The organism is Roseateles rivi (assembly GCF_043555845.1).
GTDB classification, from domain to species: domain Bacteria; phylum Pseudomonadota; class Gammaproteobacteria; order Burkholderiales; family Burkholderiaceae_C; genus Roseateles; species Roseateles rivi.
Genome location: NZ_JBIGHZ010000005.1, coordinates 55,423 through 75,342 on the forward strand (window position 1 = coordinate 55,423; position 19,920 = coordinate 75,342).

The following is a 19,920-nucleotide window of genomic DNA, read 5'->3' on the forward strand; positions in this document are numbered from 1 at the left end:
GCGGATTACTTGGCCTGCGACAGCACGTAGTGCGTCAGCAAGCCCACGGGGCGGCCCGTAGCGCCTTTGCCTGCGCCCGATTTCCAGGCCGTACCGGCGATGTCCAGGTGACCCCAACGGTACTTGCTGGCAAAGCGCTGCAGGAATTTGGCCGCCGTGATGGAACCACCGGCACGCGAGCCCACGTTGGCCAAGTCAGCAAAGTTGCTCTTGAGGCCATCGTCATATTCCGCGTCCAGCGGCATGCGCCAGCAGGGGTCCAACGCCTGGTCGCCAGCGGCTTCGAGCTCGGCAGCCAGTTGGTCGCAGCTGGCGTACATGCCGCTGCGCACGCCGCCCAGGGCGATGACGCAAGCGCCCGTGAGCGTGGCCACATCCACCACAGCCGCGGGCTTGAAGCGCTCGGCGTAGGTCAGAGCGTCACACAGAATCAGGCGGCCTTCGGCATCGGTGTTGAGCACTTCGATGGTCTGACCGGACATGGAGGTGATGACGTCACCGGGCTTGAGCGCACGGCCGCTGGGCATGTTTTCGCAGGCCGCGATGATGGCCACGAGGTTGACCTTGGGCTTGAGCTCGGCCACGGCACGCAGCGTGCCCAGCACGCTGGCAGCGCCGCCCATGTCGAACTTCATCTCGTCCATGTCGGCACCGGGCTTGAGCGAGATGCCGCCCGAGTCAAAGGTGATGCCCTTGCCCACCAGCACCACGGGGGCCTGGCTCTTGGCGGCGCCGTCATAGCGCGCCACGATGAAACGCGGCGGCTCGTCAGAGCCCTTGGCCACGGCCAGGAAGGAGCCCATGCCCAGCTTTTCAATGGCTTTTTGATCCAGCACTTCCACCTTCAGCGCGTGGCTGCGGCCCAGGGCGCGCACTTGCTCGGCCAGGAAGCTCGGGGTGGCGTAGTTGCCCGGACGGTTGGCGCACTCGCGTGCCAGTTCCACGCCAGCGGCAATGGCTTGGCCGCGTGCCAGCCCCACCTTGGCGGCCTTCATGGCAGCCTTGTCGCCCAGCAGGCTGATGCGTGCGAGCTTGCTCGGCGCAGCGGCGCTGGGCTTGGTGTGGCGGTAGGTGTAGAGCGCATCGGCAGCGGCCAGCGCCAGCTGCTCCGCCAGCGCTTCAGCGTGCTCAGCGGCGTAGCCCACAAAAGCCACGGCGGCCGAAGCCGCACCGCGCGACTTCAGCTGAGCAATGGCGGCCTGCGCCGCAGCGCGAGCACCCTTGACGTGGTCAGTGCCCGTGCCTGCCAGCACCAGGCGATGCGCCTTGAGGCCTTGCGGGCGCGTCAGCACCAAGCTTTGTCCGGCTTTGAGCTCAAAGTCACCGAGCTTGATCGCGTCTTTGATCAATGCCGACACGGTGGGGTCCAAATCAGCGGGCACGCTGCCGCCCGCCAACACCAGTACCAGGGCGTCTGTAGCCACGCTATTGAGCGCGTCAAACCCGGCCGACTGAAAACGCAAGTCCATAATAGTGAGAGGTAGACAAAGTCCGCAGATGTTATTCGATTCCACGTTGCGAAAGGAGCTGGCCAAGACCTTTGGCGTGAGCTTCACCGTCATCATCACCATCGTCGTGACCATGATGATGATCAAGGCCGTGGGTCTGGCGGCCAAGGGCAGCGTGTCGCCCCAGCATGTGCTGCTGTTCCTGGGCTATGCCACGCTGTCCTACTTGGCCAATATCCTGAGCCTGTCCTTGTTTGTCGCCGTGGTGGCCACGCTGGGGCGCATGTACCGCGACTCCGAAGCCACCATCTGGTTTGCCAGCGGCGTGGGCTTGCGCAACTTTGTGCGCCCCACCCTGCGCATGGCTTGGCCAGTATTTGGGGCCGTGGCGGTGCTGATGCTGCTGATCTGGCCTTGGGGCAATCAAAACAGCCAACAGCTGCGCGAACAGTTTGAACGGCGCGGCGACCTCTCGCGTGTGGCACCAGGCCAGTTCCAAAGCTCGGCCGACGGGCAGCGCGTGTTCTTCATCGAACGCGACCACCAAGACGACGCGATTGCGCGCAATGTCTTCATCATGCTCTCGGGCGAGAACAAAGAGTCTGTGACCACCGCCTCGCGCGGCTACCTCCAGACTACCGACACCCAGCGCCTGCTGGTGCTGGAGCATGGGCAGCGCAACGAAATGGATTTGCGCGACGGCGAAAAAACCCTGGCGCGCTTTGAACGCTACAGCCTGGAAGTGGATGAGCAGGTGATGCGCCGCACCGAAGAGCGCAAGCCCAAAACCCGCAGCACGCTGGAGCTGCTGCGCGAACGCAGCAAAGCCGGTGACGGCGAGCTGGCCTGGCGCTTTGGCCAAGTGCTGGGCTGTGTGACGCTGATGCTATTGGGCCTGGGCCTGGCCGCCACCAACCCGCGCCGCGCCAGCAGCTGGAATTTGCTGTTTGCGCTGCTGAGCTTTGCTGTGTATTTCAACCTCATCACGCTCAGCGAGAGCTGGGTCTCGCGCGGCTGGATGGGCCTGCCCCAAGTCTTGCTGGCGCTGCACGGCGGCGCCCTGCTGCTGGCGCTGGCGCTGATTTGGTGGCGCGACAACGCCAACCGCCTGCAATGGCGCCACCGCGCGGAGTCCTGTGCATGAAGACCGTTCGCAGCATGCTCTACAAGGACATCCTGGGCTCGGTGGGCTTTGTGATGGTGGGCTTTCTGGCACTGTTTTTCTTTCTGGATTTTGTAGACGACCTGGAGCGCTTCACGCGCGCCGGTGCGGGTGCGGCGGCGGCGGCCTGGATGTGCGTGCTCAAACTGCCCTCGCACTTTTACGAGCTGCTGCCCATTGCCATCTTGATTGGCAGCATCTTCAGCCTGTCGCGCATGGCGCAGAACAGCGAATTCACCATCTTGCGCACCGGAGGGCTGAGCCCCGGTCGGGCCTTGGGCCTGCTCTCAACCCTGGCGCTGGGCTTTGGTTTGGTGGCCTTTGTGGTGGGCGATTTCATTGCCCCCTGGGCCGACCGCCAGGCCGCGCAGGTGCGCGCCACGGCCACCGGCAGCGCAGCCAGCAAAGGCGTAGCCTGGCTCAAAGACCGCCAGTCCACTGCGCTGGGCGACACGCATTACGCGGTGCGCATCGAACGCGCGCGCGGCGGCGGTGCGCTGGAGCAGGTGGTGGTGTTTGAATTCGACCCTCAAGGGCGCATGCTGACGCGGCTGCAGGCCGAGTCCGCACAGGTCCAGGACGGTGGCACCTGGCTGTTCAAAGATGCCCTCGTCACGGCCTGGGCATCGCCTCCCACGCCGCTGACCGAGCCACTGGGTGAACAGCTCAAACCCGTCGCCGCCAATGCCCAGCCAGATGTACCGCAGCTCGACACGCCCCAGGTGCGCCAATTGCAGGTGGCACAGCTGCAGTGGCGCTCAACGCTAGGCCCACAGCTGGTGGCTGCCGCCACACTGCCCGCGTGGAATATGTCGACGCTGGAGCTCTACCGCTACACACGCCACCTCTCCAGCCAAGAGCAATCAGCCCAGAGTTTTGAAATCCAGTTCTGGCTCAAAGCCTTTTATCCTTTCGCCTGCATGGTCATGCTCGCACTGGCCTTGCCCTTTGCCTACTTGCACTTCCGCTCCGGCGGCGTCAGCGTCAAGGTGTTTGGCGGCATCATGCTGGGCATCAGCTTTGTGCTGTTGAACAACTTGGCCGGCCACCTCGGCGTGCTCAAAGACTGGACTCCCTGGTTGGTGGCGGGCGCGCCCGCAGCCCTCTTCCTGGGCTTGTCCATGGCCTCATTCGCTTGGCTGGTTCGCAACCGCTGAGCCCAATTTTTCGCAGAACCAACACCATGCGCCACGGCTTGCTACTTCTCGCCCACGGGGCCCGAAATCCCGAATGGGCTCGCCCCTTCATCCAGCTCGCCAGCCAGCTGCAGGCGCTGCGCCCGCAAGACCCCGTGGCAGTGGCCTATCTGGAATTCATGAGCCCCGACCTGGACACCGCGGGCCAGAGCCTGGTGGCCTCGGGCTGCACGCGCGTGGACGTGCTGCCTGCCTTCCTGGGCAGCGCCGGGCATGTGCTGCGGGACATCCCGCCACGGCTGCAAGCCCTGCGTGAGGCCCACCCGCAGGTGGAGTGGGTGCTGCACGCCGCGCTGGGCGAACAGGCCGCTGTCATCAACGCCATGGCCCTAGCGGCGCACCAGCTCATCGAGCAAAGCCCGCAGGCCCCGGCGGCAAACTGAAACACATCATGAACCTGCACCAGTTCCGCTTCGTGCAAGAGGCTGCGCGGCGCAATCTCAATTTGACCGAGACCGCCAAGGCCCTGTTCACCTCGCAGCCCGGTGTCTCCAAGGCCATTTTGGAGTTGGAAGAAGAGCTGGGCATCGACATCTTCTCGCGCCACGGCAAGCGCTTGCGCACCATCACCGAGCCGGGCAAGGCGGTGCTCAAGTCGATTGAAATCATCATGCGCGAGGTCGGCAACCTCAAGCGCATTGGCGAGGAGTACTCCAAGCAAGACGTGGGCACGCTCTCCATCGCCACCACGCACACGCAGGCGCGCTACGTGCTGCCCAATCCCGTGGCGCAGCTGCGCCGCCAATACCCGCAGGTGCACATCAGCCTGCACCAGGGCAGCCCCGATCAAGTGGCGCGCATGCTGCTCGAGGAAAGTGCAGACATCGGCCTGGCCACCGAGTCGCTGTCCAACTACACCGACCTCGTGACCCTGCCCTGCTACGACTGGCAGCACGTACTGGTGGTGCCGCGCGCGCACGCGCTGGCGCAGCTCGAGCGCATCACGCTGGAAGATTTGGCGCAAGAGCCGCTCATCACCTACCACCCCAGCTTCACGGGGCGCACGCGCATTGACCGCGCGTTTGCGCAGCGCCAGCTGCAGCCCAAGGTGGTGCTGGAGGCGATTGATTCAGACGTGATCAAGACCTATGTGCGCCTGGGCCTGGGCGCGGGCATTGTGGCGGAGATGGCCGTGCGCGACGACCCGCCCGACAGCGACCTGGTGTGGCGCCCGCTGGGCCACACCTTTGGCCAGAACACCACGCGCATTGCCTTCAAGCGCGGTGCCTATTTGCGCAACTTTGTGTTCAGCTTTGCCGAACTGCTGTCCGACCGCCTGGACCGCAAGCTGCTGCAGCGCGCCATGAGTGGCGACGGCGACGCCTACGATCTCTGAGCACACTCAGTCGTAGGGCGACACCTCAGCGCGGCGCGCCAGCACGGCAATGGGCGGCGCCCAGCGTTCGCCGCGCGGCTTCTTGCTCGTCACCAGGGTGATTTCCGAGGGCTCGAAGACCTCCACGTTGTGCGTGATGGGGGTGGTGAGCAGGTACTGAGCGCGCGTGCTCTTGAGGAAGTGGCCCACGAGCTGGATGTTGCGCACGTCCAAGTGCGCAAAGGGCTCGTCGATGAAGACAAAGCCGCCCGGCGCGTCGTCGTCCTTCATCAAACCCACCAGCAGGATCAAGCTCTTGAGCACCTGCTGGCCACCCGAGGCCTCGCCGTCGTTGAGCCCGACTTCGCCCTTGCCGTCGAAGTTAAAGCGCACATGCAGCCCGGCCTGGGCCAGCACGGTGTCGTCGTTGTCGAGGTGCGGCAGCTCGGCCTGGGCCAGCACGCCCGCCAACTCGCCGAGCTCCTGCACATTCTTTTTGTAGCGGCGCACGGTGGCGCGCAGCACGTCGATGTAGCGCTCGCGGGCGTTGAAGGCGGCAATGCGTGCCATTTCGTTGCTGGCGCGGCGGTCGTCGAGCTGGGTGCTTTGCTCCAGCACGGCCACTTGCATGCGCGTGTGGCGCTCGGCCACCTGTGGGTCGGTTTCCCAGGTGCCCGCACTGAGGCCTTGGTCCAGCTCCTGCTGCACGTGGCGCAGCGCAATCTCGGCCTGCTTGGCGTTCTCAAACTCATCGCGCAGCGCGGCCAGGCGCGCCGCGTGAATCCAGCTGTGCGGGAAGCGCGCACGCGTCTCGCGCGAGGCGCGAGCGCTGGCCTGCAGCTCGGTGCGGCGTTGCAGCCAGTCGCGCTCAGAGCGCAGCACGCCGTCTTCGCTGGACTTGAGCTGGGCCTGCGCCGACTCGTAATCGCGTTCAGCGCGCGTGCGCGTGGCCACGGCGCGCTCGTGGTCCTGGTCGAGCTGGCCCATGCGTGTGGCAGCTTCGATGCGCGCTTGGCGCAGCGCGGGCAGCCGGGCGCGCGCCTGAGCAAATTCCTCGGAGCGCTCGACCAATTCCAGCGCGGCTTTGTGGCCCTGAGCAGCGCGCTGGGCGTCCTTGAGCTGGCGTTCGACTTCGGCCTGCTCTTTGGCCAGGCGCGAGAGTTCCAAGTCGTAGCGCGCCAGTTCTTTGTCCAGACTGGCGCGGCGCGAGTCCAGGGCGGAGAGGCCGAACTGGTACTCGCGCGGCTCCACCCACAGGCTGCGGCCGCCGCGGCCGTCGCGGTAGTAGGCGTCGGCGGTGATCCACTCGCCGCTGACGCCCGCACCTTGGTCGGTGTCTTTGACGCAGCGCACCGTGGCGAGCTGGCGCAGCAGCCAACCCGGCAGCTTGGCATTGAGTCGCAGCGCGGCCAGCAGGCTGTCGGGCGGCACTTGCGCGGGGGCGTGTTCGGCCTGCGCCACCACGTAGTGGCGATAGCGCTCGCGCGCAGCGATGCGCAGGGCCTCGCGCTCGTCCTGCGGCTGGGCCAGCACCACCACCCAGCGCGAGGGGCGCAAAAAGCCTTCGGCCGCCGCGCGCCAGGTGTCGTTGGCGATGTCGATGGCATCGGCCAGCACGTGGTGGGCAATGCCGGCCTCGCTGAGCTGGCGCAAAAAGCGCGTCACCTCAGGCGGCGGCGGGGGCAGTTGCTGGCCGGCCAGGGCGTCCAGCGCGGCCTGGGCCTTGCGCATCTGGTCGTTGCTGCGCGTGTAGTTCTCGCGAAGCGCGTGTTGCTGCTCGCCCAGGGCCTGCAAGCGCTGGGTGAGTTGCTCGCCATCGGTTTCCACGGCGGCGAGCTGGCGCAGCTCCTCTTCGCGCTTGGCCAGCTGCTCCAGCGGGCGCTCGCCTTCGCGCGCAGCGTCAAAGGCCTGGCGCGCCACCTTGCGGGCGGCTTCGAGCTCGCCGAGCTGCGCCCGCGCGGCTTCCTGAGCGTTGAAGAAGTCCAGCAGCTGCTGGCGCTGGTGGCGGATGCCGCGTGCATCGCTTTGCGCAAACAAGCGCTGGCGGTGCAGTTCGCGCAGCTGCTGGGCGCAGCGCTGGCGCGCCTCGGCCCACTGCATGACGGGCAACACCTCGGTGGCCAGGCGCTCGCGTTCTTTGAGCCGCAGCTGGTATTGCTGGTAGCTGTTGACGCGGTTGGCCAGGTCCGAGAGCTGGGCCTGGGTGTGGGAGAGCTCGTGGCTGGACTGCTCGACTTCCTTGAGCAGCTGCTGCTGGTGGTTGCGCGCCAGCTCGTAGCGGTCCAGCACTTCCTGGTCGCCAAACACTTCAAACACCAGGCGCAGCAGCTCTTTGGGGCTGAGCTCGCACAGCCGGTCGGTCTGCCCCTGCTCCAGGGCCAGCACGCGGCCAATGGCGCGTGTCAGGCCGGCGGCTTCCAGGCGTTTTTTCCAGGCTTCGATACCCAGCCAGTCTTTCTCGGGGCGTTGGTCCAGGGTTTCGATGTCTTGCACACCGTCGACCAGCACATAGCGGCGCACCCAGTCCCCACCCTGGCGCGAAATGCGGCAGGCCAGCGTGACTTGGTCGGCGTAGAGCAGCGAGCTGGCAAAGGGCCGGCTGCTGTTTTGGCGGCTGCGCGGGCGGTTGTCCACCAGGGCGCGCAGCCAGGCCACGTCGGCGTTGGCGTGGCGGGCATAGGTTTTGTAGGTGCGCCCGCCCGAGCACTCCAAGCCCAGCAGCGTGCGCAGCGCATCCAGCAACGTGGTTTTGCCCGAGCCATTGGGCCCGGCGATGGTGATGATGTTGCCGTCCAGCGGCATGCTGACGCGGCGGCAGTAGTCCCAGTGCAGCAGTTCGAGCGATTGCAGGTGAAACATCAGGCGTCTTCGGCTTCTTCGTTATGGCGCGCGGCCAAGATGGCGTTGATCTGCACGCCGGCATGGGCATCGGTGCTGCGTGCCAGCACATCGGCCAGCGCACCGTCGAGGATGCGCGGCGCCAGGGTGTCGTAGTCCAGCAGCAAGTCCAGCAGCGGGCCCTCGGTGATGTCTTCGCCCTTGCGCGTGATGAAGCCTTGGCGCTCCAGCAGCTTGAGGTTGGCGTCCAGGCGCATCTTCTTGCCCAGCTGGTTGCCAAAGTCCGCCAGCAAGCTGCGGTAGGACAGCGTCGGGGCGCTGGCCGAGGCGCTGGGCAGGGGCTTGTCGGTGGCGAACATTTCGCCCTGGTCCTCTTGGGCATCAGCGCGGTTGAGCTGGCGCTGGCGCTTGGGCAGCACGATCAGCGCCCACAGCACCACCAAGAGGGCCACACCGTCGCGCGGCAGTTCCAGGTTGTTGTTGTTGGCCAGGCCGGTCTCGCCAAACACCGCCACTTCGGCCGGGCGCAGCAGCGCCACGCTGATGTGGTCGGCATAGACGTTGTCCACCACGCGCAGGCCCACAGCGCCCAGGCGCTCGTTGAGCGCGCGCCAGAGCTCTTGGTCGATGAGGGCACGGCGCACCAGGGGCTGGTTGCGGGGCAGCCAGCGCCGGGCCAGCAGTTGGGCCGCCAGTTGCGCGGCGTCGTCGAGAGCAGAACTCATGCTTGTGTATCGGGCGTAGGTGGGTGCAGCAGCGGCGCTTGCAGCGGGGGCGGCAGTTCGGGTTCGCTGTCGGTGGTGTGCAGCAGGCCTTGACTCATCCAGGAGACATAGCTGTCGTCCACCGGGCCTTGCTCGACCGACCAGCGCACGCGCCAGGGTTGGCGCGCCATGTCGCCGGTGGCGCCGGCCAGGTGTTGGGCCTGCGGGTCACCCAGCAGGGGCAGCAGCTGCGCACGGTAGGCCGCGCGCGCATAGCTGCCGCCCAGCACGGCCTCGCGCAGATCGTGCTGGGTGTGGCCTTCGGCGCGCCAGCGCTCCAGCACGGCTTGCATTTGGCTCATTTCAGGCGGCAGGCTCATCACGGCCAGCTCGCCCAGCGGGGCTTGCACGCCCTGGGGCAGTGGCTCGGGCAAGGCGGCCACGGGTCGGTCGCGCTCGAACTCAGCCTCGCAGCTGTCCAGCAACTCATGCTGGGCCACAAACACCGGGTGGACGGGGCGCGACAACGCCCCCAGTGCCAGGTTTTCCAAAAAGGGCACGCCCTGCAACCAGCGCCGCACATCGGTGGTGGTGATGCCGGTGGAGCCCAGGGTGACGCGCTGGCGGTCGGCCTGCTGCAGCGCGCGGTTGAACTGGCTGGCCATGGCCAGCAGCCGCGCCTGCGCCAGGCCCAGCTCGCGCGCCAGGCGCTCCAACCGTGCATTGCCGTCGGTTTGGGCCTGCTCGATGATGGCTTTGAGCGCCTCGCTGGCGCGCTCCACCAGGCTCAGTGCCCGCTCAAAACGGCTGCGCGCGCGGCGCAGATTGAATTCTGAGCCCGAGGCAATGGCGTCGGCAAATTCGTCGTAGAGCCGTGCCAGCTGCGCGCGCAAGTGCTGCAGCTGTGCGGGCTCCAGCGTGCCCAGCTGCTGCGCGCCCGCCACGGTGGCCAGCAGACCGCTGAGGTCGCCGTCCTCGCCCTGGGCCTGCGTGAGCGGTGAGAGCAAGGCCAACATCTGCTGGGCCAGCGGGGTCACGCTGTAGAGCTGCTGGGAGCCGTCCCAGCTCAGCAAATTGGCCTCGCGCAGGCGCTTGAGCACCAGCTCCAGCGCCTCGTCGCGCAGCACATGAAAGTGCTGATTCAGGGTCTCGCGCGTGATGCGCGCCTGCGGCAGGCTCAGGAGCTCGATGAACACCCACACCCGCAGCCGCACCAAACCCGGCGGGCCGTAGAACAGCGCGCGGTGCGCATTGAGCAGCGCGTCATTGCGCTCGAGCTGCCACCACAGCAGCGAGTCCTGCGGCAACTGGCCGTCTCGGAAGTAGCTCTCGCAGCCTTGTTCTGAAAATTCCTCGCGCAGTGCCTCGTCCGCGCGCCCTGAGTCAAACGTCATGGCGGCGGATTATCACTGCGCCGCTCGCTCCCCTCGACGCCAAGCCGCTCCCCTGCATGAGGCCGCTTGCTTTGTGGCAATAAGGGGTAATCACTTATGAGGTGAGTTGCCATATGTGCTGCGCTGAACGCTTCATATTGCGCCCCCTCTCATGCAAAGCGAGGATGGCCCCTGGCCCACGGCCTAAACTGCTTCGCATTGACCCAGCCCCCGCCTTGTTTGCTTTTTGAGCGCGGACGCCAGGAGCCCTGATGACTGCCACCACCACCCGCACCGCCACACGGGGCGAGCCCAACCCACCCAAGCCGGGCGAAGGCCACCACGTTGCCGTGGCTGACTTGATTGAAGCGCACCGCCATGTGCCCGGCGCCTTGCTGCCGCTGCTGCACGCCATTCAAGACCGCCTGGGCTGGGTGCCGCCGGACTGCGTGCCCGCCATTGCCGAGGCGCTGGCGCGCTCGCGTGCTGAGGTGCACGGCGTCATCAGCTACTACCACCACTTCCGCAGCCAGCCCCCGGGGCGCCATGTGCTGCAAGTCTGCATGGCCGAGGCCTGCCTGGCCTGCGGCGCCAAAGACCTGGCCCAGCACGCCCAGCGCCTGCTGGACTGCGACATGCACCAAACCCGCGCCGACGGCGCCTTCACCCTGGAGCCGGTGTACTGCCTGGGCCTGTGCGCCAGCGGGCCCGCACTGCAGCTCAACCAAGCCCTGCACGGGCGTGTGGATGCGCACAAGCTCGTGGAGCTGCTGCGCCAAGCCACCGATGACGAGAGCGACAAGCCCCAGGAGACCGCCCGATGAGCACACTCAAACTGTGGGTACCACGCGACAGCGCGGCCCTGGCCCTGGGCGCCGACGCCGTGGCCGACGCGCTGCAAGCCGAGTGCGCACGCCGTGGCGTGGCGCTGGAGTTGGTGCGCAACGGCTCGCGCGGCCTGCTGTGGCTGGAGCCCCTGGTGGAATGGGCGGGACCCCAAGGCCGCATGGCCTTTGGCCCCATGGAAGTGGCCGAAGTGCCCAGCCTGGTGGACGCCCTGCTGCACGACCGCCCTCACCCTCTGGCTCTGGGCCTGACCGACGCCATGCCCTACCTGGCGCAGCAAGAGCGCCTGACCTTTGCGCGCGTGGGCCTCACCGACCCGCTCAGCACCGAGGACTACCTCGCGCACGGCGGCCTGCAGGGGCTGCGCCGGGCCCTGGCCCTGAGCGCTGCCGAGGTGGTGCAGGAGGTGCTGCACTCCGGCCTGCGCGGCCGTGGGGGCGCGGCCTTTCCGGCGGGCATCAAGTGGCGCACCGTGGCCACGGCCGAGGCAGCGCAAAAGTATGTGGTCTGCAATGCCGACGAAGGCGACTCAGGCACCTTCAGCGACCGCATGGTCATGGAGGGCGACCCCTTCATGCTCATCGAAGGCCTGTGCATTGCCGCGCTGGCCGTGGGCGCCACGCAAGGGGTGATTTACACGCGCTCGGAATACCCGCACGCCGTGGCCACGCTGCGCCAAGCCATCGCCCGCACCCAAGAACAGGGCTGGTTGGGCGAGGACGTTCTGGGCAGCGGCCGCAGCTTCCACCTGGAAGTACGCGTGGGCGCGGGCTCTTATGTGTGCGGTGAGGAAACCGCCATGCTCGAGAGCATCGAAGGTCGGCGTGGCGTGGTGCGCGCCAAGCCGCCGCTGCCCGCACTGCAGGGACTGTTTGGCCAGCCGACCTTGATCCACAACGTCATCAGCCTGGCCAGCGTGCCGCTGATCTTGGCGCGCGGGGCCGACTTCTACCGCGCTTACGGCGTGGGCCGCAGCCTCGGCACGCTGCCGTTTCAGCTCGCGGGCAATGTGCGCCACGGCGGATTGGTGGAAAAGGCCTTTGGCCTGACCCTGCGCCAGCTGGTGTTTGACTTTGGCGGCGGCACGCGCAGCGGGCGGCCTGTCAAAGCCATTCAGGTGGGCGGCCCGCTGGGCGCTTACGTGCCCGAGTCGCAGTGGGATGTGCCGCTGGACTACGAGGCCTACGCCGCGCTGGGTGCCACGGTGGGCCACGGCGGCGTGGTGGTGCATGACGACAGCGCCGATCTGGCCGGTCTGGCGCGCCACGCCATGGCTTTTTGCGCGCTGGAGAGCTGCGGCAAATGCACGCCCTGCCGCATTGGCTCTACACGCGGGGTGGAGGTCATAGACCGCCTGGTGGCCGCCCGCGACACCCAGGTTCAGCAGCAGCAAGAAGTGCTGCTGCGCGAGCTGTGCGACACCATGCAGCAAGCCAGCCTGTGCGCCATGGGCAGCATGACGCCCTACCCCGTGCTGTCTGCCCTCAATCATTACCCCGACGACTTCGGTCTGCGCAGCGCTGCAAGCGCCACCACTGCCGCCTGACCCGCACGCCCAGGAGCCACCCATGAGCACCTTGTTTTCAGAAGTCGACTACGGCACCCCGGCCAGCACCAGCACGGAGATGGTCACGCTGACCATCGACGGCATGCGCGTGAGCGCGCCCAAAGGCAGCTCGGTGATGCGCGCTGCCACGCTGGCGGGCACCCCCATTCCCAAGCTCTGCGCCACCGACAGCCTGGAGCCGTTTGGCTCCTGCCGCCTGTGCCTGGTGGAGATTGAAGGCCGCAAGGGCACGCCCGCTTCCTGCACCACGCCGGTGGAAGAAGGCATGGTGGTGCGCACGCAAACCGAGCGGCTGCAAGCGCTGCGGCGCAACGTCATGGAGCTCTACATCAGCGACCACCCGCTGGACTGCCTGACCTGCGCCTCCAACGGCGACTGCGAGCTGCAAACCCAGGCCGGCGCCGTGGGCCTGCGCGAGGTGCGCTATGGCGTGGCCGGGGCCGAGGTGGCCAGCGTCTGCGGCGCCCACCACACCCAGGATGAGGCCGATCACTCCAACCCCTACTTCAGCTACGACCCGGCCAAATGCATCGTCTGCAACCGCTGTGTGCGTGCCTGCGAGGAAGTGCAAGGCAGCTTTGCCCTGACCATCAGCGGGCGCGGCTTTGAAGCGCGCGTCACCCCAGGCCAGAACCAGAGCTTGATGGACAGCGAATGCGTGAGCTGCGGCGCCTGCGTGCAGACCTGCCCCACCGCCACGCTGGTCGAGAAGAGCGTCATCCAGCTGGGCCAGCCCACGCGCGAACTCATCACCACCTGCGCCTACTGCGGGGTGGGCTGTGCCTTCAAGGCCGAGCTCAAAGGCAACACCGTGGTGCGCATGACACCCTGGAAAGACGGCCAAGCCAACGAAGGGCACAGCTGCGTGAAAGGCCGCTTTGCCTGGGGCTACGCCACCCATGCCGACCGCATCCGTGCGCCCATGGTGCGCGAGCGCATCACCGACCCCTGGCGCGAAGTCAGCTGGGACGAAGCCATTGACTTTGCCGCCTCGCGCTTCAAAGCCATCCAAGCCCAGCACGGAGTGGATGCGGTGGGTGGCATCACCTCCAGCCGCTGCACCAACGAGGAGGTCTACCTCGTGCAAAAACTGGTGCGCGCGGCCTTTGGCAACAACAATGTGGACACCTGCGCGCGCGTCTGCCACTCCCCCACGGGCTACGGCATGGGGCAGACCTTTGGCACCTCGGCGGGCACGCAGACCTTCAAGAGCATCAGCCAGGCCGATGTGATCATGGTCATCGGCGCCAACCCCAGCGACGCCCACCCCGTGTTCGCCTCGCGCCTCAAGCGCCGCGTGCGCCAGGGTGCGCGCCTGATCGTGGTGGACCCACGCCGCATCGAGCTGGTGAGCAGCCCGCATGTGCGTGCCCAGCACCACCTGCAGCTGCGCCCCGGCACCAATGTGGCCGTCATCACCGCCATGGCCCACGTGGTGGTGACCGAAGGGCTGGTCAACGAAGCCTATGTGGCCGAGCGCTGCGACACCAAGAGCTTTAACGAGTGGCGCGCCTTTGTCGCCCGAGCGGAAAACTCGCCTGAGGCCTTTGAAGCCGTCAGCGGCGTGCCCGCTGCCGAGCTGCGTGCTGCCGCACGGCTCTATGCCTCGGGTCCCAACTCGGCCATTTACTACGGCCTGGGTGTGACCGAACACGCCCAGGGCTCCACCATGGTGATTGGCATTGCCAACCTGGCCATGGCCTGCGGCATGGTGGGCCGCGAAGGCGTGGGCATGAACCCACTGCGCGGCCAGAACAATGTGCAGGGTTCCTGCGATATGGGCAGCTTCCCGCATGAGCTGCCCGGCTACCGCCATGTGGGCGACGCCACCGTGCGTGGCCAGTTCGAGGCGGCCTGGGGCGTGAGGCTCTCGCCCGAGCCGGGCCTGCGCATTCCCAATATGTTCGAGGCCGCCCTGGCTGGCAGCTTCAAAGGCATGTATGTGCAGGGCGAGGACATCGTGCAGTCCGACCCCAACACCCAGCACGTGGCCCAAGCCCTCTCGCAGCTGGATTGTCTGGTGGTGCAAGACATCTTCCTGAACGAAACCGCCAAGTACGCCCACGTGCTGCTGCCCGGCAGCTCATTCCTGGAAAAAGACGGCACCTTCACCAATGCCGAGCGGCGCATTTCGCGCGTGCGCCAAGCCATGGCACCGCTGGCAGGCCTGGCGGACTGGCAGGTCACCCAGCGCCTGGCCAATGCCCTGGGCTACCCCATGAACTACGCCCACCCTGAGGAGATCATGCGCGAGATCGCCGCGCTCACCCCGACATTTGCGGGCGTGAGCTACGAGAAGATCGAGCGCCTGGGTTCGGTGCAATGGCCTTGCAACGCCAACACGCCCGAGGCAGGCATTTCCACCATGCACGTGGGCACATTTGTGCGCGGCAAGGGCCGCTTCTTCAACACCCAATACGTGCCCAGCGACGAAAAAGTCACCCGCCGCTTCCCGCTGCTGCTGACCACCGGGCGCGTGCTCACCCAGTACAACGTAGGCGCCCAAACGCGCCGCACCGCCAATTCGCAGTGGCATGACGAAGACCGGCTCGACATCCACCCCCACGACGCCCAAGAGCGCGGCATTGCCGACGGCGACTGGGTCGGCATCCAAAGCCGTGCGGGTGACACCGTGCTGCGTGCACGCGTCAGCCAAGACGTGCCCGCTGGCGTGGTCTACACCACCTTCCACTTCCCCGAGTCTGGCGCCAACGTCATCACCACCGACAGCTCAGACTGGGCCACCAACTGCCCGGAGTACAAAGTCACGGCGGTACAGGTCAGCAAGGTCATGCAACCCAGCGCCTGGCAGCAGGATTTCAAAACCTTCCATGAGCAGCAGCTGGCTCTGCTGGCACAGGCACGCAGCCCCAACTGAAGAGCCGCCATCCCCCATGTCCGCCACGCTCCCCCCCCTCAGCACGAGCCTGCCAAAAACCGATGGCGGCAGCCCGCTGCCTGAGGGCCTGCTGCCTGCGCCTGTGTGGCGCTACGCCCAGGGCTGTGCCCCCAAAGCCCAACCTGACGTGCTGGCCGAGGAAGTGCCCGTGGCATTTGTGGTGGATGGCATCACCCAGCTGGTGATGCTGGCCACCCCAGCCGACCTCGAAGACCTGGCCTTGGGCTTGGCCTATACCGAGGGGTGGATCACCCAGCCGCAAGACGTGCTGGACTGCGAGCCCCAGCGCAGCGAACAGGGCTGGGAGGTGCACATGCGCGTCATGGCGGGCTGCGCCTGGCAGCTGCAGGCGCGCCGCCGTGCCGCGGCCGGGCGCACCGGTTGCGGCCTTTGCGGTGCCGACAGCCTGGCTCAAGTTCGCCTGCCTCTGCCTGCTGTGGCACCACCCGCGCTGAGTGCCACCCAGGTCTGCCACGCCATGGCGCAGTTGCAACAGCACCAAACACGGCTGGCCCTGTGCGGCGCCACCCATGCCGCAGCCTGGTGTGACGCCCAAGGCCAGCTGCAGCTGGTGCGCGAGGACGTCGGCCGACACAACGCGCTGGACAAACTCATAGGCGCCCTGCTGCGCCAGGGCACACCCCGGCAGCAGGGCATGGTGGTGATCAGCAGCCGCGCCAGCTTTGAAATGGTGCAAAAAACCGCCCGTGCTGGCATGGGCATGCTCGCAGCGGTGTCTGCCCCCACGCACATGGCCGTGGAGGTGGCGCGGGACTGCGGCCTGACCCTGCTGGGCTTTGTGCGCGGCAATGCTTTGGTGGCCTACACGCCGCCGCCTGCTACTTTGTGAAAGTTCACCCAAGCCCCCACTATGGACACCGACAACCTCATCCGCATGGCCAACCGCATTGCCGACTTCTTCGCCGCCATGCCAGACCCCGAGGAGGCCAGCAGCGGTGTGGCCCAGCACATCAGCCGCTTCTGGGAACCGCGCATGCGCCGCCAGCTGCTGGATGAAGCACGCAAAGGCAGCGCACAAGGGCTGCACCCGCTGGTGCAGCAAGCCCTTGCAAAGCTCAGCACGCCCTGAGCCCCCTCGCAAGCCTTTCACCCCCATGGTCAAAGGGGGTCGGAATGCAAGCTCGCGTCACTCAATCGGGTATTTCGTGAAGTATTTGACAGCGCCTCCTACAGCACTCATCAGGCAGACCGATCTACTGGGATTGACACCCATGGCCCGGCCTTTAGTATCGGTATAGCGAGCCGATTTCCCGGCCCTGCCAGCTGTATTTCCAGGAGCCGCTCATGTCCAGCCCCACTTTGGTGACCTTCGCCCCGCCGCTGTCCGATGGTGCTCGCTCCAGCCTGTCTGCCTCCGCCTCCACCAGCACTGCGGCCTTGAGCAGCAGCCCGGCGCTGAGCCTGCAGACGCTGCCCAATATGCTGGTGCTGGCCCTGGAAGCCACCCTGGAAACACTGGGCGCTCAAAACACCGCTTGGCAGGCGCCCTTGCTGGAACTCAGCGGCGACTTGCAAGAATTGCCCCGCATGGTGGTGCGCAGCGTCAGCGAGAGCTGCCGCCACCTGCTCAGCTCCGGTCAGCCTTTCTCGCGCATCACGCTGCAGGCACAGGGGCATGGCCTGGCACTGCAACTTCACCCCGCGCCCAGCGCCGCGGCAATTCCCGCTGACACCTTGCGCGCGCTACAAACCCAGCTCTCACTGGCCGGGGCGCAGCTGCACTGGCCCAAGGCCGCAGACGAAGCCCCCACCCTGAGCATCCGCTGGCCCGCGCGCAGCGACGACTTGCACTGAAAACAGCGCACCAGCGGCCTCCCGGCCGCTGGTGACTACCCTTCCCCAAAGCCTTAGACCCTAGGCCTTTTGACTGGCGGCGCCCAGTTGCGCAGGCGGGTTTTGCAACTCATCCAGGCTCAGCCCTTGTTGAGCCAGCAGGCGCTCCAAGGCAGGCAGCAGCGGCCCCAGCTTCTCGTCGAGCGCAGCGCGCACGGTGTCAACAAACACCTGGGTGCTGCGGTCGATCTCCACATGCACGGCTGCGCCCACGGTTTTGTCACCGAAGGTGGTCATGCGCAGCGTTTCAGGAATCAGCCAGACCTCAAACCAGCCTGAGCCATCGCGCTCGCGCTGGGCTTGGGCCACCGTCAGGCTCGCACCATTGACGGCGATATAGCCCTTAGCAAAGACGTAGCGCATCCAGGGCGCGGGCAGTGCCATGCGCAACACATGGTTGTTCTCGGGCTGGCGCACCTCCACCACCTGCCCCATCACATCCACATGGCCGGAGAGCGGGTGCCCGCCAATCTCCGCGCCGTCGCGTGCCGCACGCTCCACATTGATGCGGCTGCCCGGCACCAGCGCACCCAGCGTGGTCAGGGTGAGCGTTTGCTGCATCACGTCGAAATCCGCCTGGTCGGGCGCGGGCAGCGCCGTCACGGTCAGGCAAACGCCGTCGCACGCAACGCTGGCGCCAATCTCCAAGCCTTCACCAAACCCAGTGGGGAACTGCAAGCGCAGGCTGCGCAGGCCGCTACGGTCCTGCAATGCCAGGACCTGGGCCACACCTTGAACAATGCCTGTAAACATAGGGCTGCGAGCTTATCAGTGGGTTGCCGCGCCAGCGGCCAGAAGCGCAAATTGCGCAGCATCAAAGCCCACGCTGTACTGGCCGCTAGACCAGCGCACCAGCGGGCGTTTGATGGCACTGGGGTGCTCGCACAGCAGCGCCGCCACGGAAGTTGCGTCCTGGGCGCGGGCCTTGGTGGCGTCGTCCAGCTTGCGCCATGTGGTGCCCGCGCGGTTGAGCACCCGCTCCCAGCCCAGCGCTTGCAGCCACTGCTGCAGCTCAGGCTGCGGCACGCCGGCTTTTTTGAAGTCATGGAATTCATAGCCGAGCCCTTGCTCCGTGAGCCAGGCTCGGGCGCGTTTGACGCTGTCGCAGTTGGGGATGCCGTAGAGGATGATCATGTCCGTCACAGTGATATTGCCGCATGGGCCAGGGCAGCACGCTACCATGCAAGCCCATGGTTGATTGGCTACTTCCCGGCACGCTTGACTTCCCGCCCACCTCTAAGGCCTGGGGCGCAGAATCTGATGCGCCCGGCCTGCTGGCGGCAGGCGGCGACTTGAGTCCGGCACGCCTGATGGCGGCCTACCGGCAGGGCATCTTTCCCTGGTTCAGTGCCGACCAACCCATTCTGTGGTGGTCGCTGGCACCGCGCATGGTGTTGCCCGTCGAGGAGTTCCGGCTCACGCGCTCGCTGCGCAAGACTTTGCGCCATTTCCTGCGCACCCCCGGCTGCACTATCCGCGTCGACAGCGCCACGGCCGAAGTCATCAGCGCCTGTGCCAGCACTCCGCGCGAGGGCCAGCGTGGCACGTGGATCGTGCCGGACATGCAGCAGGCTTTCGTCGAGCTGGCCGACCAAGGCGTGGTGCACAGCGTGGAGACCTGGGTGGACGGCGAACTCGTGGGCGGCCTCTACGGCGTGGCGCTGGGCCAAATGTTCTATGGTGAGTCGATGTTTGCCCACCGCACCGACGCCTCCAAGCTCGCCCTGTGTTACTTGGTCAGCCACTGTCGGGCGCTCAACATCCCGTGGATAGACTGCCAGCAGCAAACGGCGCACTTGGCTTCTTTGGGTGCCAGGCCCGTGGCGCGGGATGTTTTTGAAGCTCACTTGGCCCAGCACGCCCATGGCCCCAACGCCGGGCCTTGGGTCTACCGACCACAGCATTGGGCCTGGCTGTTGGGGGCAGACGCGCCCTTGGTCCTCCCCTCCTGAGCACCAGCCGTGACCCACCCCAAAGAACTCCCGCTGGCCGAACTGCAGTTCTATGCCACGGCGCCCTACCCCTGCAGCTATCTGAGCGACCACATGGCGCGCTCGCAAGTCGCAACCCCCAGCCACCTCATCCATTCCGACGTTTACTCCGACCTCGTTGCCCGAGGCTTTCGTCGCAGCGGGCTCTTCACCTACCGCCCTCATTGCGACAACTGCCAGGCCTGCGTGCCGCTGCGCGTCTTGGTCAAAGACTTCGTACCCAACCGCAGCCAGCGCCGCGCTGCCAAGCAGCACCAAGCATTGCGCAGCCGCGTCATCCAGCTGGGCTATAGCGAAGAGCACTACGCCCTATACCTGCGCTACCAAACGCAGCGCCACAGCGGCGGCGGCATGGACCACGACAGCATGGACCAATACGCCCAGTTCCTCCTGCAAAGCCGGGTGAATTCGCGCCTGGTGGAATTCCGCACCCCAGCGGGGCAGCTGGCCATGGTGTCGGTGCTGGATGTTTTGAGCGATGGGCTCTCAGCCGTCTACACCTTCTACGAACCCACCGAGGGCGCGAGCTACGGCACCTACAACGTGCTGTGGCAAATCGAACAAGCGCGCGCCCTGGGCCTGCCCCACCTGTACTTGGGCTACTGGATCAAGGCCAGCCCCAAGATGTCCTACAAGAGCCGCTTCGCGCCCTATCAAATCCTGCAAGACGGCCAATGGCAAGGGCCAGAGCCGGGTGCGGATGCGGCTTGATCGGCGTGAGCCGTGG

The 19,920-nt window shown here is 66.5% G+C and carries 18 protein-coding genes; 12 read left to right on the forward strand and 6 right to left on the reverse strand.

Annotation, left to right across the window (positions count from 1 at the left end; translation table 11 throughout):
• Positions 1-5: 5 nt before the first annotated feature.
• On the reverse strand, positions 6-1,469 hold the full coding sequence (locus ACG0Z6_RS12945; protein ID WP_394462054.1) for a leucyl aminopeptidase: 1,464 nt from the start codon (positions 1,467-1,469) through the stop codon (positions 6-8).
• A gap of 28 nt (positions 1,470-1,497) precedes the next feature.
• On the opposite strand from ACG0Z6_RS12945, the gene lptF reads away from it, so the two are divergent.
• Genes lptF through ACG0Z6_RS12965 form a run of 4 tightly spaced genes read left to right on the forward strand, consistent with a single transcriptional unit; the run spans position 1,498 to position 5,142 of the window.
• Complete coding sequence (gene lptF, locus ACG0Z6_RS12950; RefSeq protein ID WP_394462056.1) at positions 1,498-2,592, forward strand: LPS export ABC transporter permease LptF; 1,095 nt, start codon at positions 1,498-1,500, stop codon at positions 2,590-2,592.
• Positions 2,589-3,767 carry an LptF/LptG family permease gene (locus tag ACG0Z6_RS12955; protein ID WP_394462058.1) on the forward strand — a complete coding sequence of 393 codons (1,179 nt, stop codon included), beginning with the start codon at positions 2,589-2,591 and terminating at the stop codon, positions 3,765-3,767. The genes lptF and ACG0Z6_RS12955 overlap by 4 nt, the downstream gene beginning before the upstream one ends.
• Before the next feature lie 26 nt (positions 3,768-3,793).
• Positions 3,794-4,189: a sirohydrochlorin chelatase gene (locus ACG0Z6_RS12960; protein WP_394462060.1), complete on the forward strand. Its 396-nt coding sequence runs from the start codon at positions 3,794-3,796 to the stop codon at positions 4,187-4,189.
• A gap of 8 nt (positions 4,190-4,197) precedes the next feature.
• On the forward strand, positions 4,198-5,142 hold the full coding sequence (locus ACG0Z6_RS12965; protein ID WP_394462062.1) for a CysB family HTH-type transcriptional regulator: 945 nt from the start codon (positions 4,198-4,200) through the stop codon (positions 5,140-5,142).
• A 6-nt stretch (positions 5,143-5,148) separates the two neighbouring features.
• On the opposite strand, the gene ACG0Z6_RS12970 is transcribed toward ACG0Z6_RS12965, so the two are convergent.
• From ACG0Z6_RS12970 to ACG0Z6_RS12980, 3 genes are read right to left on the reverse strand one after another with little or no spacing between them, the layout of a single operon-like run.
• Positions 5,149-7,980 carry an ATP-binding protein gene (locus ACG0Z6_RS12970; RefSeq protein ID WP_394462063.1) on the reverse strand — a complete coding sequence of 944 codons (2,832 nt, stop codon included), beginning with the start codon at positions 7,978-7,980 and terminating at the stop codon, positions 5,149-5,151.
• The gene (locus ACG0Z6_RS12975) at positions 7,980-8,684 is read right to left on the reverse strand and encodes a hypothetical protein (protein WP_394462065.1); all 705 of its coding nucleotides are present in this window, start codon (positions 8,682-8,684) and stop codon (positions 7,980-7,982) included. The genes ACG0Z6_RS12970 and ACG0Z6_RS12975 overlap by 1 nt, the downstream gene beginning before the upstream one ends.
• On the reverse strand, positions 8,681-10,057 hold the full coding sequence (locus ACG0Z6_RS12980) for a hypothetical protein (RefSeq protein WP_394462067.1): 1,377 nt from the start codon (positions 10,055-10,057) through the stop codon (positions 8,681-8,683). Before ACG0Z6_RS12980 ends, ACG0Z6_RS12975 begins: the two co-directional genes overlap by 4 nt.
• A 251-nt stretch (positions 10,058-10,308) precedes the next feature.
• On the opposite strand from ACG0Z6_RS12980, the gene ACG0Z6_RS12985 reads away from it, so the two are divergent.
• From ACG0Z6_RS12985 to ACG0Z6_RS13010, 6 genes are all read left to right on the forward strand, one after another.
• Positions 10,309-10,860 carry a formate dehydrogenase subunit gamma gene (locus ACG0Z6_RS12985; RefSeq protein ID WP_394462069.1) on the forward strand — a complete coding sequence of 184 codons (552 nt, stop codon included), beginning with the start codon at positions 10,309-10,311 and terminating at the stop codon, positions 10,858-10,860.
• Positions 10,857-12,428, forward strand: a complete 1,572-nt coding sequence (locus ACG0Z6_RS12990) for a formate dehydrogenase beta subunit (protein ID WP_394462071.1) — start codon at positions 10,857-10,859, stop codon at positions 12,426-12,428. The genes ACG0Z6_RS12985 and ACG0Z6_RS12990 overlap by 4 nt, the downstream gene beginning before the upstream one ends.
• Before the next feature lie 22 nt (positions 12,429-12,450).
• Positions 12,451-15,327: a formate dehydrogenase subunit alpha gene (gene fdhF / locus ACG0Z6_RS12995; protein WP_394462073.1), complete on the forward strand. Its 2,877-nt coding sequence runs from the start codon at positions 12,451-12,453 to the stop codon at positions 15,325-15,327.
• A gap of 16 nt (positions 15,328-15,343) precedes the next feature.
• Positions 15,344-16,198 (forward strand): formate dehydrogenase accessory sulfurtransferase FdhD, encoded by an 855-nt coding sequence (gene fdhD, locus ACG0Z6_RS13000; RefSeq protein WP_394462075.1) that lies wholly within the window; start codon positions 15,344-15,346, stop codon positions 16,196-16,198.
• 21 nt (positions 16,199-16,219) lie between these two features.
• The gene (locus ACG0Z6_RS13005) at positions 16,220-16,438 is read left to right on the forward strand and encodes a formate dehydrogenase subunit delta (RefSeq protein WP_394462076.1); all 219 of its coding nucleotides are present in this window, start codon (positions 16,220-16,222) and stop codon (positions 16,436-16,438) included.
• A 215-nt stretch (positions 16,439-16,653) separates the two neighbouring features.
• The gene (locus ACG0Z6_RS13010) at positions 16,654-17,163 is read left to right on the forward strand and encodes a hypothetical protein (RefSeq protein ID WP_394462077.1); all 510 of its coding nucleotides are present in this window, start codon (positions 16,654-16,656) and stop codon (positions 17,161-17,163) included.
• A 60-nt stretch (positions 17,164-17,223) separates the two neighbouring features.
• Here the strand turns inward: ACG0Z6_RS13010 and ACG0Z6_RS13015 are convergent, their stop codons facing one another.
• Both ACG0Z6_RS13015 and ACG0Z6_RS13020 read right to left on the reverse strand, forming a co-directional pair.
• Complete coding sequence (locus tag ACG0Z6_RS13015; RefSeq protein WP_394462079.1) at positions 17,224-17,955, reverse strand: riboflavin synthase subunit alpha; 732 nt, start codon at positions 17,953-17,955, stop codon at positions 17,224-17,226.
• A gap of 15 nt (positions 17,956-17,970) precedes the next feature.
• Positions 17,971-18,336 (reverse strand): ArsC family reductase, encoded by a 366-nt coding sequence (locus tag ACG0Z6_RS13020; protein WP_394462850.1) that lies wholly within the window; start codon positions 18,334-18,336, stop codon positions 17,971-17,973.
• Between the two features lie 56 nt (positions 18,337-18,392).
• Between ACG0Z6_RS13020 and aat the strand changes: the two genes are divergently transcribed.
• On the forward strand, positions 18,393-19,154 hold the full coding sequence (gene aat / locus ACG0Z6_RS13025) for a leucyl/phenylalanyl-tRNA--protein transferase (protein WP_394462081.1): 762 nt from the start codon (positions 18,393-18,395) through the stop codon (positions 19,152-19,154).
• Between the two features lie 9 nt (positions 19,155-19,163).
• Positions 19,164-19,904: an arginyltransferase gene (locus tag ACG0Z6_RS13030; protein WP_394462083.1), complete on the forward strand. Its 741-nt coding sequence runs from the start codon at positions 19,164-19,166 to the stop codon at positions 19,902-19,904.
• Positions 19,905-19,920 lie beyond the last annotated feature (16 nt).

Bases quoted from the DNA above. Each gene is read 5' to 3' on its own strand.
- ACG0Z6_RS13010 (WP_394462077.1), top strand. From the start codon at position 16,654: ATGTCCAGCCCCACTTTGGTGACCTTCGCCCCGCCGCTGTCCGATGGT.
- ACG0Z6_RS12970 (WP_394462063.1), bottom strand. From the start codon at position 7,980: ATGTTTCACCTGCAATCGCTCGAACTGCTGCACTGGGACTACTGCCGC.
- lptF (WP_394462056.1), top strand. From the start codon at position 1,498: ATGTTATTCGATTCCACGTTGCGAAAGGAGCTGGCCAAGACCTTTGGC.
- ACG0Z6_RS13020 (WP_394462850.1), bottom strand. From the start codon at position 18,336: ATGATCATCCTCTACGGCATCCCCAACTGCGACAGCGTCAAACGCGCC.
- ACG0Z6_RS13005 (WP_394462076.1), top strand. From the start codon at position 16,220: ATGGACACCGACAACCTCATCCGCATGGCCAACCGCATTGCCGACTTC.
- fdhD (WP_394462075.1), top strand. From the start codon at position 15,344: ATGTCCGCCACGCTCCCCCCCCTCAGCACGAGCCTGCCAAAAACCGAT.
- ACG0Z6_RS12980 (WP_394462067.1), bottom strand. From the start codon at position 10,057: ATGACGTTTGACTCAGGGCGCGCGGACGAGGCACTGCGCGAGGAATTT.
- ACG0Z6_RS12955 (WP_394462058.1), top strand. From the start codon at position 2,589: ATGAAGACCGTTCGCAGCATGCTCTACAAGGACATCCTGGGCTCGGTG.
- ACG0Z6_RS12965 (WP_394462062.1), top strand. From the start codon at position 4,198: ATGAACCTGCACCAGTTCCGCTTCGTGCAAGAGGCTGCGCGGCGCAAT.
- ACG0Z6_RS12960 (WP_394462060.1), top strand. From the start codon at position 3,794: ATGCGCCACGGCTTGCTACTTCTCGCCCACGGGGCCCGAAATCCCGAA.
- ACG0Z6_RS12945 (WP_394462054.1), bottom strand. From the start codon at position 1,469: ATGGACTTGCGTTTTCAGTCGGCCGGGTTTGACGCGCTCAATAGCGTG.
- ACG0Z6_RS12975 (WP_394462065.1), bottom strand. From the start codon at position 8,684: ATGAGTTCTGCTCTCGACGACGCCGCGCAACTGGCGGCCCAACTGCTG.
- ACG0Z6_RS12990 (WP_394462071.1), top strand. From the start codon at position 10,857: ATGAGCACACTCAAACTGTGGGTACCACGCGACAGCGCGGCCCTGGCC.
- fdhF (WP_394462073.1), top strand. From the start codon at position 12,451: ATGAGCACCTTGTTTTCAGAAGTCGACTACGGCACCCCGGCCAGCACC.
- ACG0Z6_RS13015 (WP_394462079.1), bottom strand. From the start codon at position 17,955: ATGTTTACAGGCATTGTTCAAGGTGTGGCCCAGGTCCTGGCATTGCAG.
- aat (WP_394462081.1), top strand. From the start codon at position 18,393: ATGGTTGATTGGCTACTTCCCGGCACGCTTGACTTCCCGCCCACCTCT.
- ACG0Z6_RS12985 (WP_394462069.1), top strand. From the start codon at position 10,309: ATGACTGCCACCACCACCCGCACCGCCACACGGGGCGAGCCCAACCCA.